Below are 13938 nucleotides of genomic sequence, written 5' to 3' on the forward strand. Positions count from 1 at the left end.
AATTATGGTCAAACAAGCCGTCCAATTTAAAATACCTGCAACAAGTGCTAATTTAGGTTTGGGATTTGATTCCATGGGGATTGCTTTGGATAAATTTTTAACAGTAGAAGTTGAAGCACACACGGATTGGCTAGTTGAATTCCTTGATGATGAGTTAACTTGCCTGCCTAATGATGAATCTAATCTGGTGATAAAGACGGCTCGTCAGGTAGCCAAACGCTTTGGCCATGACTTGGATCCAGTGAAGGTCACAATGTCTAGTCAAATTCCTTTAACACATGGCCAAGGTTCTTCTTCTAGTGCGATTGTAGCTGGTATAGAAATTGCCAATTATTTTGCTGATTTGAATTTGGATCCAGCCACTAAGATTATGATTGGTAGTGAGTTGGAAGGACATCCAGATAATATTGGGCCATGTGTGACCGGATCTGTGTTTGTGGGAGCTTATGTAGAGGGTGAACTCTATTATCATGTTGTTGAGGTTGATGATCTGGGTTTGGTTTTATCTGTTCCTCCTTATGAGATTGCCACAGAAGAAGCTAGAAAGGCGATTCCTCAGACTTATGCTAAGCAAGTGGCAATTAATCAAAATGCGCTTAATAATGTTCTAGTCCTTAAACTACTAGCCAAGGATTATGAGCAAGTCGGTCAATTGATGATGAAAGACCAGTTCCATGAACCTTACCGACAAAATTTGATCCAAGAGTTTCAAGCAGTTAAAGAGACTGCCCTGACAGCGGGTGCTTATGCTACAGTTATTAGCGGAGCGGGCCCTAGTATTCTCACTATAGCCAGCCAAGAGCAGGTAGCTCAGGTTTATCAGGCGCTTCAAACAGCCTTTCCTGGGCTCAACCATGAAAGGGTATCGATCTATGCGGGTGAAAGCAAAACTTAAGGGTTTTGCTTTTTCTATTGGTCTCAGTGATGCATGTAAAGGAGGAATTTGAATGAAATGGTTAAAAGACTTATTCAAGGTTCGGCCAACAGACCAACCCTTAGCTAAATTTATTGGAGCAGGATTAGCAACTGCTTTGCCCTTGTTAATTGGTTATTTTATAGATAATCCAGTGCTTGGGTCTATGGGAGCGATTGGTGGCTTTGTTTATTTGTCTATTGAGAATAGAGAACTATCTTATTTGGCTAAAAAGCTGACGGTAGTGGCTGTGATTCAAGTCCTTGTGGTGGGCTTAGGTCTTTTAGTGGCTCACCATGCTTGGTTTATTCCTCTCTTAATTAGTTTGGTAGCCTTTTTAGCCCTGCTCACCGCTAGAGTCTTAGAAGTTCCTAATCCGGGTGCCTTCTTTATCATTATGACCTGTTCCATGGCTTGTGGTATGAAGGTGTCGTTTGATGAGATTCCCCTACGTTTATTCTATTTGGCGATTGGTGGTTGTATTTCAGTGATAATGGCCCTGCTGGTGACCAAATACATGCAAGACCAATTGAAGATGCCCCCATTTATTGATTCTTTAACCGCTAGAGACCACATTCGTTTGAGTATTCAGAATGATCCAATTGTTTTTGTTAACACCATTCTTCATGCTTCGATTATCTTTCTCATTACCTACATTGCTATGGGAGTTGGCCTTTTTAATCCTTTTTGGGCGACAATTTCAGCCTTAGCTGTCCTTTCTCCTAGAGACGTCAAGCTCGTCTTGATTAGAAGTAGTCAACGCATCATTGGGTCCTTGGTAGGAGTAGTTGCCGGTTCGATCTTTTTGAGTATTGATGTTCCTGATATTGTAACGATTTTAACGATTGGTATATTGACTTTCTTTGTTGAGTATTTTATGGTCCGCAATTATGCCTTAGCCAATTTCTTCACCAATCCTACCGCTATTTTATTAGCTCATATGGGCGGAACAACGACAGCCTATACCTTATTATCAACGCGGATTTTGGCCATTATCTTAGGATCTAGCTTAGCTTTTGTGAGTCTATTCCTGATGACAGCCGCCTTTGATTATTACCGCAATCATATACCGGATACGACAGCTTTGGAAAATCATGAGATTAATCATGAAAATGATGATCTCTAAACAAAAAATCCGCCAATTCTCTTAGACAGAGAATAGACGGAAATTGATAGCAGGCTAGCTTAGCTAGTCTGTTTTTTATTTGTGGATTACTTTTTGGTATTTATCAGCTACGCCTGTTGCACGGAAGATAAACTTGATGATTTCAACGAGTACAACTAGAGAAAAGGCAGCAACAATACAGATTAATAATTGTTGTCCGTTAGGAACAGTGATATCAAAGAACTGGTTGATTCCAGGAATGAAAACCACTCCAAACAACATAATACCAGAAACAATAAAGGCTAGGTTTAGCCACTTGTTATCAAGTGGATTGCCTCTAAATAGAGAACCAAAGGTTGATTTCACGTTGTAAGCATGGAAGAGCTGAATGAGACCTAGGGTAATAAAGGCCATTGTTTCAGCTAAGTTAAGCTCCAAGCCTAATTGGAAACGAGCGAACCAGTATACGAATAGGGTAATACCACCTTCAAAAATACCTTGATACAAGATAGACGGTAGAACACCAAAGGATAAGAAGGAATCCTTCTTGGTACGTGGTGCGTGATTCATCACATCAGGTTCTGATTTTTCCATACCTAGTGCAATGGCTGGGAAAACGTCTGTTACTAAGTTAATCCAAAGAATATGGACAGGTTCTAGAATTTGCCATCCAAATAAGGTCGCTAAAAAGAGTGTCATTACTTCCCCTAGGTTAGCAGATAGCAGGAATTGAACAGCTTTTTGGATGTTGGCAAAGACTTTACGTCCTTCTTCAACAGCAACAACAATTGTTTGGAAGTTATCATCTGCAAGAACCATATCCGAAGCACCTTTAGATACTTCTGTACCTGTAATACCCATACCGACCCCAATGTCAGCTTGTTTAAGTGATGGAGCATCGTTAACCCCGTCTCCTGTCATCGATACAGTCTTGTCATTAGCTTGCCAAGCCCGGATGATACGAACCTTATGCTCAGGTGAAACGCGTGCATAGACCGAGTAGTTGCCAACAGTACGAGCGAGTTCTTCATCACTCGTCTGATCTAATTCAGCTCCAGTCATGACATGTTCTTCATTGTTAGCTTCATTAGGATTTAAGATGGTTAGTCGCTCAGCAATCGCTTGTGCTGTGACCGCATGGTCACCAGTAATCATAACAGTGCGAATGCCAGCTTGACGAGCCGTTTGGATAGCGTCTTTGGCTTCGGAACGTTCAGGGTCAATCATTCCCACAAGGCCAGCAAAAATTAGATCTTGTTCAACCGTATCAGTCGTAATTTCAGCCGGTAATTGGTCAACAATCTTATAAGCTCCTGCTAGGACCCGTAGGGCATCTTTAGCCATATTAGTATTAGCTTCTAAAATAGCTGTTTTTTCTTGAGCGCTTAGGCTTTGAATCTGTCCATTGTGATTAACTTGTGTACAACGTTCTACTAATTGGTCAGGTGCCCCTTTAACCGCGATAAAATAACGATTATCAGGTAATTGATGAACAGTTGACATTAATTTACGAGTTGAGTCAAACGGTACTTCATCAATTCGTGGATAATCAGTTAATTCGCCATCCAAGTTGAAGTTATGGTCTAGGGCATACTTAATCATTGCCGCTTCAGTCGGATCACCAACCACTTCACCACTTGCATCCACAGAGGCATCATTTGCATAAGTAATCGAACGTAGAAGTGGGGAGTCTAAGGCAATCGCTTCGCTAGCCTCGTGAACTTGACCGTCATAATAGACTTTCTCAATCGTCATTTGATTAAGGGTCAAGGTACCTGTTTTGTCTGAACAAATTACTTGGGTAGAACCTAATGTTTCCACCGCAGGTAGAGTACGAACTAGGGCGTTACGATCAGCCATTGTTTGAGTTCCCAATGAGAGAATAATAGTAGAGATAGCAGGTAGGCCTTCCGGAATAGCCGCCACTGCAAGAGAAATTGAAATCAAGAGCATATCAATAGCTGAGAAATCACGGAAGAAGTAACCAACCAGGAAGGTTACAACAGCGATGAAAATAATAGCATAAGTTAAGGTACGACCTAATTCTTCTTGGTCACGTTGAAGAGGGGTCATTTGTGATTCAGTGTTAGCTAACATACTGGCGATGTGACCCACTTCGGTGTTCATCCCTGTACCAGTAACCACACCTAAACCTCGACCATAAGTAACGTTAGTAGAAGAAAAGGCCATATTGGAACGGTCACCAATACCAACTTCCTCATCTGTAATTAGGCCAATCTCTTTTTCAGTTGGGACAGATTCACCTGTCAAGGCCGCTTCTTCAATTTGAAGGGAGTTAGTCTCTAATAATCTTAAGTCAGCAGGAACAACATCTCCGGCTTCCAGTAAGACAATATCACCAGGGACTAATTCAGTGGATTTGATGCGGGTGGTTGTTCCATCACGTCTGACACGTGCTTCAGGAGAAGACATATCCTTAAGAGCATCAATCGCTTCCTCTGCCTTAGCTTCTTGGAAGACCCCCATGATAGCATTCAAGATAACAACCAATAGAATAATAATGGAATCGGAAATTCCCTCACCTTCGGCAATTCCCACAATAGCTGATACTAAGGCAGCTATTAGAAGAACTACAATCATGAAGTCTTTGAACTGGTCAATAAACTTCTGCAATAAGCTTCTGTGTTCTTCTGTTTGGATTTGGTTTTCACCGTATTGATCCAAGCGAGCCTTGGCATCACTCGAGCTGAGACCTTGAGCTAGGTCTGTATTAAGTTCCACTAGGACTTCTTCTTCAGAAAGTCGGTAAGGAACGAACTCTTTTGATGACATACAACAAATACCTCCTTATAATATTCGCCATAGGTCCTACTATCAAAAAAAGACTTATGCCCAAGTCAAAGAAACTTGAGCATAAGTCTCACTATTTAAGCCAGTACCAGCATTCGGTTACATTCCCCGACTACTTATCGTTGTTGATACTGACGAGGCGAGTGCCTCTAGTTACTCCCTTATGACATTGAATTAAGTATATCGAATCCTTTCTTGAATTGCAATTAAAATACGAGAAGAATGATTAATAGGTGAAAATTTTGAGTAGATCGGAAGGGATTGTGATTTTTTTTTGAAATTCAATTCCTTGGTAGCAATTAATTACTTGAACATGTTATACTACTATAGATATCAAATAGGAGGGATTATCAATGACTCGCAAACGTCCATCACGCAGTGACTTACACCAATCTAGAAAACGTCACCGTCCAAGAAAGCGTAAATCTAGCGGACTCAGAACTTTTTTTGCTATTTTACTTATCTTTATCGGGGTAGGCCTTCTAGCCTTAGATCCACTAAAAAATAAATTTATTGAACAAGGAACCCAACAAAATACAGTCGGAAATCTAACCCGTGAACAAATTGAATCTAATAAGCAAGCGGATGTTACCTATAATTTTGACGACATTGAACAGTTAGATACTGTTGGCGTCTTAAGAGATCGAGTTCAGGGTAATGCAGATGCTTCTGACTTACCGGTTATCGGGGGGATTGCGATTCCAGATGTTGGAATGAATTTGCCAATCCATAAAGGAGTTTCTAATGCCGGAATGTACCTAGGAGCGGGTACCTTGGATCCTAATCAAAAGATGGGAGAATCTAATTATCCATTAGCGAGTCACCACTCCATTGATAAAGACTTACTATTTGCTCCCCTGTTAAGAGTTGAAATGGGTAGCATGATTTACTTAACGGATCTAGATAAGGTCTATCAATATGAAATTGACTATATTGAGCGAGTGGCTCCAACAAGAGTAGACCTACTTGATCCAACGGATAAACCAGTTGTTACCTTGATTACGTGTGATTATGGCCTTGTTGACCGTTTTGTGGTTCGTGGCACCTTGGTAGATGAACGTCCGATTCAAGAAGCTAGTCAGGAAGTACTAGACGCTTTTGAGATTCCACAAACCACTGCTGGATAAGCATCTGACCTCGCCTTTTAGGTGAGGTTTTTACTTTGTTTAATGCTGGCAATCATAGACATTAAGAGGCCTCTTTGATAGAATAAGGAGGCTTTAGTGGCTTAGTTCCACATGAATCGATGAATCACAGGAGGACATATGAATAACAAAGAATTATTTATCCAAGCGCTTTATCCGCTTGTGAGTGACCATTTGAGTCAAGAAGAAATCAACCAACTCATTGAAGTTCCCAAGAATCCAGAGCATGGAGATCTCGCTTTTCCAGTCTTCACCTTAGCCAAGATTTTCCGCAAGGCGCCTCAACAAATTGCTCAAGACTTAGTGCAAGAGATGGATCAGTCTAACTTTCACCAGGTGGAGGCTATGGGGCCTTACATTAACGTCAGCTTAAAGCGAGCTCCTGTTGGTCAAGGGGTCGTCTCAGCTATTCTGCAAGCAGGTAGTGATTATGGCCAGCTAGATCTTGGACAGGGTGAAACCTTAGTTATTGATTTTTCTTCACCTAATATAGCAAAGCCTATGTCCATGGGGCATTTACGTTCGACGGTAATCGGAAACGCTATTAGTCATTTGGCTACCAAGGTCAATTATCAGCCGGTACGTATTAACCACTTAGGGGACTGGGGTACCCAGTTTGGTAAGTTAATTGTGGCCTATAAGAAGTGGGGCGACGAAGAAACTGTTCGAGCTAATCCGGTAACCGAACTTGTGAAGTTATATGTTGAATTTCATGAGCGAGTAGAAGATGATCCAAGTCTTGAAGATGAAGGTCGAGCTGCTTTCAAAGCCTTGGAAGAAGGCGATCCAGAAATGCTTGAATTATGGGAATGGTTCAAGGAGGAATCCTTAAAGGAATTCCAAAAAGTCTATGATATGTTAGGCATCAGCTTCGATTCTTATAACGGAGAAGCCTTTTATAATGACAAGATGCAGCCTGTTATTGATGAATTAGAAGAAAAAGGATTAACGGAAGAAAATGATGGGGCAACGATTGTTGATTTAGGGCAAGAAGATTTACCACCGGCCTTAATTAAGAAGTCGGATGGAGCGACCTTGTACTTAACGCGAGACTTAGCAGCTGTTAAATACCGTAAAGCCACTTATGACTTTGCTAAATGTGTCTATGTAGTCGGTAACGAACAACGTGTGCATTTCCAACAATTAAAGTTGGTATTGAAGCTTATGGGTTACGATTGGGCAGATGACATTATTCACGTAGCCTTTGGACTAATCACTAAGGACGGTAAGAAATTATCCACTCGTAAAGGTAAGATTGTCCTCTTAGAGGAAGTTCTTAATGAGGCGGTTAGCTTAGCCTACAAACAAATCGAAGAAAAGAATCCAAGTCTAGCTAATAAGGAAGAAGTGGCTCATCAAGTGGGCGTAGGGGCAGTAATCTTCCATGACTTGAAGAATGATCGGATGAATTCATTTGACTTCAACTTGGAAGAAATTGTTCAATTCGAGGGAGAAACAGGTCCTTATGTTCAATATACTTACGCACGTTCCAAGTCAATCCTTCGTAAATATGGTCAAGAAGTGACTTCAGATTTAAGTTTTAATCTAGAGGATGACTATTCTTGGGAGATTATCAAGTTACTGCTTGACTACTCACGCATGGTACAACGAGCGATTGAACGCTTTGAGCCTTCAGTGATCGCTAAGTATGTTGTTGATCTGGCTCAAGCCTTCAATAAGTACTACGCTCATGTTAGAATTCTTGATCAAGATGATCAATTAGAATCTAGAATCGCGTTGATTCAGGCAATGACGATTGTTATTAAAGATGCGCTAGCTCTATTAGGTGTCCAAGCTCCAGAAGAAATGTAAGTTAAAGCACCCAGAGGGTGCTTTTTTGTGAAAAGGCTCTCATTTCACTTGCAAGCAGCTATTTTTAAGATTATGATACAAGTATTAAGTATAGGAGGAAGAAACTTTATGAAATTAAAAGATAAAGTTGCGATTGTTACAGGTGGTACATCAGGTATTGGAGCCGCTACAGCCGTACTATTTGCTCAAGAAGGAGCTAAAGTAGTCGTAGTGGGTCGTAATGAAGAACGCGGGAATGCGGTAGTGGACCAAGTCAAGGAAGCTGGAAGCGAGGGAGTGTTTATCCAAGCGGATGCTTTGAAGACTGAAGACACTGACCGAGTGATTCAAGAAACCGTTGACCAGTTTGGTCAGATCGATATTTTATTTAATAATGCAGGTATGGGTGCTAGTAAGCCAACTGAAGAAGTGACTTTTGAAGAGTATCGCCAGACCGTTGCCGTGGACTTAGATTCTGTCTTTTATTTTGCTCAGCAAGGGATTTTACAAATGTTGAAGCAGGAACAAGGAGGCGTTATCGTTAATACGGCTTCTATGTATGGCTTGATCGGCGTTCCTGGTAGCGCGGCTTATAATGCAGCCAAGGCTGGAGTCATTAACTTAACACGTTCATTAGGAACGGAGTTCGCTGACCGTAAGATTCGTATCAATGCAATTTGCCCGGGCTATATCGATACACCGATCTTACCTGAAGAAAGCAAGCAAATGTTAGCTGATGCAACACCAATGAAGCGTCTGGGTCAATCTGAAGAAATTGCTAAGGCTGTTCTATTCTTAGCGAGTGATGATTCATCCTTTATGACAGGTAGTGCTCTAGTAGTAGACGGTGGTAGAACGGCAGGATAATTGAAGATCAAAAAACCTCGGATTCATTCCGAGGTTTTGTCTTTAAATGAAGACTTGCTGGACCAGAAACATGTAGAGCAAGGTGCCAACAAATATTGAAATCAAGGTGTTTCGCTTCCAAGCCTGACAAAAGACAACAGCAAGCACACTAATGATTTGGGGGATACCATACGGATAGGTCAGTAATCGGGTATCCTTAAGTGCATAAAGAACAATTAAACTAATGGCAGCAGGCGGTAAGACACTTCCTAAATAGGCAATCCACTGAGGTGGTTCCTTGTGAGCGGGGAAGATCCAGAAAACCAAAAAACGCGTCAGTAAAACACCTAAGGCGATGATGATGGCGGTCAGCCATTGTTCTTGGTTAGTCAAGGCCTCCACCTCCTAGACGGTTCATGGCAATCAAGCAACAAATGATCGCAATCATAGCCGGAATCATGAAATTACCCGCTCCAAAAATCAAGAGACTAACTAAAGAGCAAGCGATTCCGATTAGGGCAGGTCGATGGTCACGAGCCTCAATCCACTGGTCAGTAAAGGTTGCTACGAATAAAGCGGTTAAGACGAAATCAATTCCCTCGGTAGATACCGTAATCAACTGGCTAAATAAGACACCAAGAACGGTTCCAATGATCCAATAAGCTTGGTTCAGCCAGGATATATGAAAGTAAGCTTCCTCCTTATTGATACTGGAAGGGGCCTCCAAGGACAAATTGAGCGAGAAAGTTTCATCTGTTAGCGTAAAGATGGTGTAATTCTTGAAGCGCTCCATCCTTGAATAGATGGGAAGCATGGCAATGCCATAGAAGATATGTCTGGCACTAATCATAATAGTAAGTAAGAAGCTTGATAGGGGATCAAAGGATGAAGTTAGTAAGTTAACGCTAGCGAATTGCATCGCACCAGAGTAAACAATCAAGCTCATAATAATCGTTAACCATGCTCCTAAACCTTGGCTAACGGCTCAGATTCCATAGGACATCCCCATGAAAATATAACCAGCCATAATCGGGATGGTTTTAGGGAAAGAAAATTTAAAGGATTCCTTCATCTGCCCACTCCTCTGCAAAATAATAGCTATATCTTAACGAAAGGGAAAAACTTTGTCAATTTTGTCAAAAAAACCTTTATAAAAGCTAATAAATTGGCTATAGTATATTCAATATTAAAAAAAGGAGCGTGTATTATGTCCTATCTTAAAGATAGAATTATAAAAGATGGTATTATTTATCCAAATAATGTATTAAAGATTGATTCCTTTCTCAACCACCAAATTGATCCTAAAGTGATGAAAGAGATCGAAAATGAATTATATGAACACTTCAAGAAGGAGCCGATCACAAAAGTATTAACGATTGAAGCTTCAGGGATAGCGCCGGCTATTATGGTTGCTGCTCATTTTGATGTGCCGATGTTATTTGCTAAGAAGACTAAGCCATCCACGCTCCAAAAAGATGATCGTTATGAAACACAGGTGCATTCCTATACAAAAAACGTTACCTCCAACGTGATGGTATCCAAGCAATACCTATCTGCTGATGATCATGTTTTGATAATTGATGATTTCTTAGCAAATGGTCAAGCTTCATTGGGCTTAATTGACCTTGTTCGTCAAGCAGGAGCAACTGTAGCGGGCGTTGGTATTTGTGTTGAAAAGAGTTTCCAAGACGGGCGTCGACAGCTAGAAGAAGCAGGTGTTGATGTGTATTCAATCGTAAGAATTGAAGCCATCGATAACGATACCCAGACTATCACTTTCGCTGAAGGCCATTAGTAAGGATAGAATAATGGCACGCAAAAATAATAAGAGAAATAAGCTAAAGGCCAAGCAAGAAGATCTAGTAGCTGTTGATATCTACTATTTGCCTAGAGCACAAGCTGAAATGTACCGTGTTCTAAGAGAAGCGGTTGCCAGTGAAGTAGGCGATTGGCTTCAAAAGAGATCTTCAAGAGTTGAACGCTTGGCTGACGAAGAATTGGGTGAAGCCTTGATTGCTTACGATAATCAAGATCAGGAGCTTTACCGCTACTATCTTAACCCAAGTAATATTTCCCAAGCTCAAAAAGCTCGCGATAAAGAAGCTTTGGATGTATACTTGGAACATAAATTTGAGTAGGAGGAACTTTAATGGAAAAAATCGCTAGCTTTACAATTAATCATGAAATTCTGGATCCAGGACTTTACTTATCAAGAGAAGATCAGGTAGGAGACCGGGCCCTTAAATCCTATGATTTAAGAGTGGTAGCCCCTAACCGAGAACTAGTTATGAACACTGGTGAAATGCACACAATTGAGCATCTAGGTGCTACTTATTTAAGAAATAGTCGCATTAAAGATGAAGTGATTTACTTTGGACCAATGGGCTGCCGCACTGGTTTCTACTTGATTGTGACCGATGCAGTTGAACCACAAGAACTATTAGATATTTTACGTGAGACCTTTGAATTTGTTGCTAACTATGAAGGGGATATTCCTGGAGCCAGCGCCCGCGATTGTGGGAATTATTTGGATCATAATCTGCCAATGGCAAATTACTTCGGTAAGAAATATCTTGAAACTTTAACAAATTGGGAAGATTTAACTTTCTCCTATAAAGATTAATCGAATGACAAAGTGGCTTAGGCCACTTTTTTTCATAATTTTAATAAAAGTTAGAAGAAAACGCTTTATATTGCCGAAAATAAGCATATTCTTTGAGTTTTTTGTTAAGAGCGTCTATACTATCAGATAGAGTTAAATGTGTAGTAGTGTTTTATATATAAAATTGGAGGTTACAATTATGAGAGAATATATTGTTCAAGGTTTTAACCCTGAAGAAAAAGCCGGCGCTAACATTTCTTGGCGTGCGATTTTTGCTGGGGTTGTTACCTTTCTAGCATTGAATGTGCTATTTTCACTTATTTCTGCAGCGATTGGTTTAGGTGTGCCAGATTTTACTACAACTAATCCATTCTCTGGCGCGTCTACAGGTCTTATTATTTGGACTGTTATTTCTATTATTTTATCATTAGCTGCTTCAGGTTATATTGCTGGTTTAACAGCTAACCGTGCTGGATTTATCCACGGTTTCTTAACTTGGGCAACTAGTACTGTTGTTGGCGTTCTATTGATTGGTCAATTACTTGGTGCTGTTTTCAACGCTGCAGGCACTGTTATTAGTGCGGGTGGACAAGCAGTTGGCTCTGTTGCTTCAACCGTTGGTAACGTTGCTCAACAAGCGGGTGTTACAGCAGGTAGCTTAACCCAAGATGCTTTCGATAGTATCTCTCAACAAATCAATGTTGATACATCTAATCTTGACGCTGAAGTTGAACAAGTATTGCGCGATACAAATATCGAGCAACTACAACCTGAATACTTCCAAGCTCAAGTTGATGCTACTGTTCAAGACATCTCAGATGCTGCTTATGCGATTGTAGTAGAAGGCAAGGAAGCTGGACCAGTTGTTCAACAAGTAGCTGATAATGTTGAAGCACGTGTACAATCAATTACTTCTGAGATTGACCGCGACGCTCTAACTCAAGCCGTATCTCAAAACTCTGACTTGAGCCAAGCAGAAGTTGACTCAGCTGTTGATAACATCCTAGAAACATACAATAAGACAGCCCAAGAAGCTGAAAAGACATTAAATCAAGCTTCTCAAAAGGTTGAAGAGTTAGCTCAACAAGGACAACAATTACTTGAAGAAGGATCTGTTGCCTTAGAGTCTGGTATTGAAGAAGGTGTTCAAGTTGCTGATGATGTAACTAATGAAACAGCTAAGTATTCAATCTGGATCTTCATCGCTTTACTTGCAGGTCTATTCATTTCATCATTTGCAGGCTATGCAGGTGCTAAGACTACACAAGAAACTAATTCAGCCGCTGTTTAATTAATCTTTTAACTCTAGCTAGGGTCATCCTTGACCCTAGTTTTTTTGTGGTTAGAAGTGGCTCCTGTGTTACAATAGAGAAGACTAAATATTAAGGATGAATTATATGCATTTAAAGAAAAATCAAGTCCATCAAGGCCAAGTTCTAGATCTTAATTCCAAGGGTGCTGGTGTCGTTAAAATCGACCATTATCCGGTCTTTATTGAAGGGATTATTCCCGGTGAAACCGTTGAATTTAAATTAACTAAGGTCAATAAGAAATATGGCTTTGGACGTTTACTTAAGATTCTAGTCGCGAGTCCTCACCGAGTGGAAGTGAAGGATCCTATCGGTCGTCAAATTGGCACCATGACTTTACAACATATGGATTACGCAGCGCAGTTAGAGTATAAACATAGTCAAGTTGAACAAGTCTTTCAACGCATAGGTGGATTCAAGGACATTGAAGTTAGACCAGTAATCGGTATGGATCATCCTTGGGAATATCGAAATAAGGCTCAAGTTCCAGTGAGGGAAGTGAAGGGTCAGCTAGAGACTGGTTTCTATCGACGAGGAAGTCATGAGCTGGTTCCGGTCGAGAACTTCCATATTCAATATGCAAGCATTGACCAGACATTGGTGACCCTGCGAGATATTCTCCGTAAATATCAAATCCAGCCTTATAATGAGGAGAATCAGAGCGGATTGGTTCGCCATATTGTAGTTAAGCAAGGCCATTACACTAAACAAGTCATGGTTGTGCTCGTGGTTAATGGAACCTCTCTTCCAAATGAAGAAGAAGTCATTTCTGAAATTGTTGACCAAGTTCCGAACTTAGTGAGTCTGGTCTTAAATAGTAATCAACGTAATACGAATGTGATCCTAGGTCCAGACAATCGGACCTTATGGGGTCAAGATTACTACCAAGATCAGATGCTTGGTCTAGATTTAATGGTGTCTGTTCATTCCTTCTACCAAGTCAATACGCCGCAAGCGGAACGACTCTATCAGGAAGCGATTCAAGCTGCTGATTTGCAAGGCGAAGAGACGGTTCTGGATGCCTACTGTGGTATTGGATCGATTACGCTAGCACTTGCACGCCATGCCGGAGATGTCTATGGGATGGAAGTTGTACCAGACGCCATTGAAATGGCTAGAAAAAATGCTGAACTCAATCAAATAAATAATGCCCATTTCACTGTCGGTAAAGCTGAAGAGGTCTTACCTAAATGGCAAGAAGCAGGCTTAAAATTTGATGTTGCTGTTGTCGATCCACCAAGAAAGGGATTAGATCCAGATTTTGTTGAGACTTTAATCCAGCTAGATCCCCCGCGTATCGTCTACGTGTCCTGTAACCCAGCAACTTGCGCAAGAGACTGCCAACTATTTGCCCGAGCCGGTTATCAAGTTCAATATGTCCAACCGGTTGACTTGTTTCCGCAAACGGTTCATGT

At 40.9% G+C, this 13938-nt stretch carries 12 protein-coding genes and 1 pseudogene; 10 read left to right on the forward strand and 3 right to left on the reverse strand.

Annotated elements, in window-relative coordinates; translation table 11 throughout:
* The first annotated feature begins 4 nt into the window (after positions 1-4).
* Positions 5-895: a homoserine kinase gene (gene thrB, locus T408_RS10490; RefSeq protein ID WP_035419766.1), complete on the forward strand. Its 891-nt coding sequence runs from the start codon at positions 5-7 to the stop codon at positions 893-895.
* Positions 896-947: 52 nt separating this feature from the next.
* Complete coding sequence (locus T408_RS0101720; protein WP_028118416.1) at positions 948-2039, forward strand: FUSC family protein; 1092 nt, start codon at positions 948-950, stop codon at positions 2037-2039.
* A 75-nt stretch (positions 2040-2114) separates the two neighbouring features.
* Here T408_RS0101720 and T408_RS0101725 read toward each other — a convergent pair whose 3' ends face one another.
* Positions 2115-4811 (reverse strand): cation-translocating P-type ATPase, encoded by a 2697-nt coding sequence (locus T408_RS0101725; protein WP_028118417.1) that lies wholly within the window; start codon positions 4809-4811, stop codon positions 2115-2117.
* Between the two features lie 371 nt (positions 4812-5182).
* Between T408_RS0101725 and T408_RS0101730 the strand changes: the two genes are divergently transcribed.
* The 3 genes from T408_RS0101730 to T408_RS0101740 all read left to right on the forward strand — a co-directional run bounded on the left by T408_RS0101730 (position 5183) and on the right by T408_RS0101740 (position 8632).
* The gene (locus T408_RS0101730) at positions 5183-5956 is read left to right on the forward strand and encodes a class A sortase (protein ID WP_028118418.1); all 774 of its coding nucleotides are present in this window, start codon (positions 5183-5185) and stop codon (positions 5954-5956) included.
* Positions 5957-6094: 138 nt separating this feature from the next.
* A complete protein-coding gene (argS, locus tag T408_RS0101735; protein WP_028118419.1) occupies positions 6095-7786 on the forward strand; it encodes an arginine--tRNA ligase in 1692 nt (563 codons plus the stop codon).
* Between the two features lie 108 nt (positions 7787-7894).
* Positions 7895-8632 carry an SDR family NAD(P)-dependent oxidoreductase gene (locus T408_RS0101740; RefSeq protein ID WP_028118420.1) on the forward strand — a complete coding sequence of 246 codons (738 nt, stop codon included), beginning with the start codon at positions 7895-7897 and terminating at the stop codon, positions 8630-8632.
* Positions 8633-8674: 42 nt separating this feature from the next.
* Here T408_RS0101740 and T408_RS0101745 read toward each other — a convergent pair whose 3' ends face one another.
* Together T408_RS0101745 and T408_RS10495 are read right to left on the reverse strand one after the other, a co-directional pair.
* On the reverse strand, positions 8675-9004 hold the full coding sequence (locus tag T408_RS0101745) for a branched-chain amino acid transporter permease (protein WP_028118421.1): 330 nt from the start codon (positions 9002-9004) through the stop codon (positions 8675-8677).
* A pseudogene (locus T408_RS10495) lies at positions 8997-9584 on the reverse strand (AzlC family ABC transporter permease); the annotation flags it as partial. The pseudogene T408_RS10495 and the gene T408_RS0101745, both read right to left, overlap by 8 nt.
* Before the next feature lie 234 nt (positions 9585-9818).
* Here T408_RS10495 and T408_RS0101755 point away from each other — a divergent pair.
* From T408_RS0101755 to rlmD, 5 genes are all read left to right on the forward strand, one after another.
* Positions 9819-10406: a xanthine phosphoribosyltransferase gene (locus tag T408_RS0101755; protein ID WP_028118422.1), complete on the forward strand. Its 588-nt coding sequence runs from the start codon at positions 9819-9821 to the stop codon at positions 10404-10406.
* Positions 10407-10419: 13 nt separating this feature from the next.
* Positions 10420-10749, forward strand: a complete 330-nt coding sequence (locus T408_RS0101760; RefSeq protein WP_028118423.1) for a hypothetical protein — start codon at positions 10420-10422, stop codon at positions 10747-10749.
* A gap of 11 nt (positions 10750-10760) precedes the next feature.
* The gene (locus T408_RS0101765; protein WP_028118424.1) at positions 10761-11234 is read left to right on the forward strand and encodes an S-ribosylhomocysteine lyase; all 474 of its coding nucleotides are present in this window, start codon (positions 10761-10763) and stop codon (positions 11232-11234) included.
* Between the two features lie 178 nt (positions 11235-11412).
* The gene (locus T408_RS0101770; RefSeq protein WP_028118425.1) at positions 11413-12504 is read left to right on the forward strand and encodes a hypothetical protein; all 1092 of its coding nucleotides are present in this window, start codon (positions 11413-11415) and stop codon (positions 12502-12504) included.
* A 106-nt stretch (positions 12505-12610) separates the two neighbouring features.
* On the forward strand, positions 12611-13938 hold a 1328-nt coding region (gene rlmD, locus T408_RS0101775; protein ID WP_328285585.1), incomplete at its 3' end, for a 23S rRNA (uracil(1939)-C(5))-methyltransferase RlmD.

The sequence above is a fragment of the Hutsoniella sourekii ATCC 700629 genome (assembly GCF_000518205.1).
GTDB classification, from domain to species: domain Bacteria; phylum Bacillota; class Bacilli; order Lactobacillales; family Aerococcaceae; genus Hutsoniella; species Hutsoniella sourekii.

What these genes read in the sequence shown, in the direction of transcription:
- thrB (WP_035419766.1), top strand. Translation starts at nt 5, where the DNA reads ATGGTCAAACAAGCCGTCCAATTTAAAATACCTGCAACAAGTGCTAAT.
- T408_RS0101720 (WP_028118416.1), top strand. Translation starts at nt 948, where the DNA reads ATGAAATGGTTAAAAGACTTATTCAAGGTTCGGCCAACAGACCAACCC.
- T408_RS0101725 (WP_028118417.1), bottom strand. Translation starts at nt 4,811, where the DNA reads ATGTCATCAAAAGAGTTCGTTCCTTACCGACTTTCTGAAGAAGAAGTC.
- T408_RS0101730 (WP_028118418.1), top strand. Translation starts at nt 5,183, where the DNA reads ATGACTCGCAAACGTCCATCACGCAGTGACTTACACCAATCTAGAAAA.
- argS (WP_028118419.1), top strand. Translation starts at nt 6,095, where the DNA reads ATGAATAACAAAGAATTATTTATCCAAGCGCTTTATCCGCTTGTGAGT.
- T408_RS0101740 (WP_028118420.1), top strand. Translation starts at nt 7,895, where the DNA reads ATGAAATTAAAAGATAAAGTTGCGATTGTTACAGGTGGTACATCAGGT.
- T408_RS0101755 (WP_028118422.1), top strand. Translation starts at nt 9,819, where the DNA reads ATGTCCTATCTTAAAGATAGAATTATAAAAGATGGTATTATTTATCCA.
- T408_RS0101760 (WP_028118423.1), top strand. Translation starts at nt 10,420, where the DNA reads ATGGCACGCAAAAATAATAAGAGAAATAAGCTAAAGGCCAAGCAAGAA.
- T408_RS0101765 (WP_028118424.1), top strand. Translation starts at nt 10,761, where the DNA reads ATGGAAAAAATCGCTAGCTTTACAATTAATCATGAAATTCTGGATCCA.
- T408_RS0101770 (WP_028118425.1), top strand. Translation starts at nt 11,413, where the DNA reads ATGAGAGAATATATTGTTCAAGGTTTTAACCCTGAAGAAAAAGCCGGC.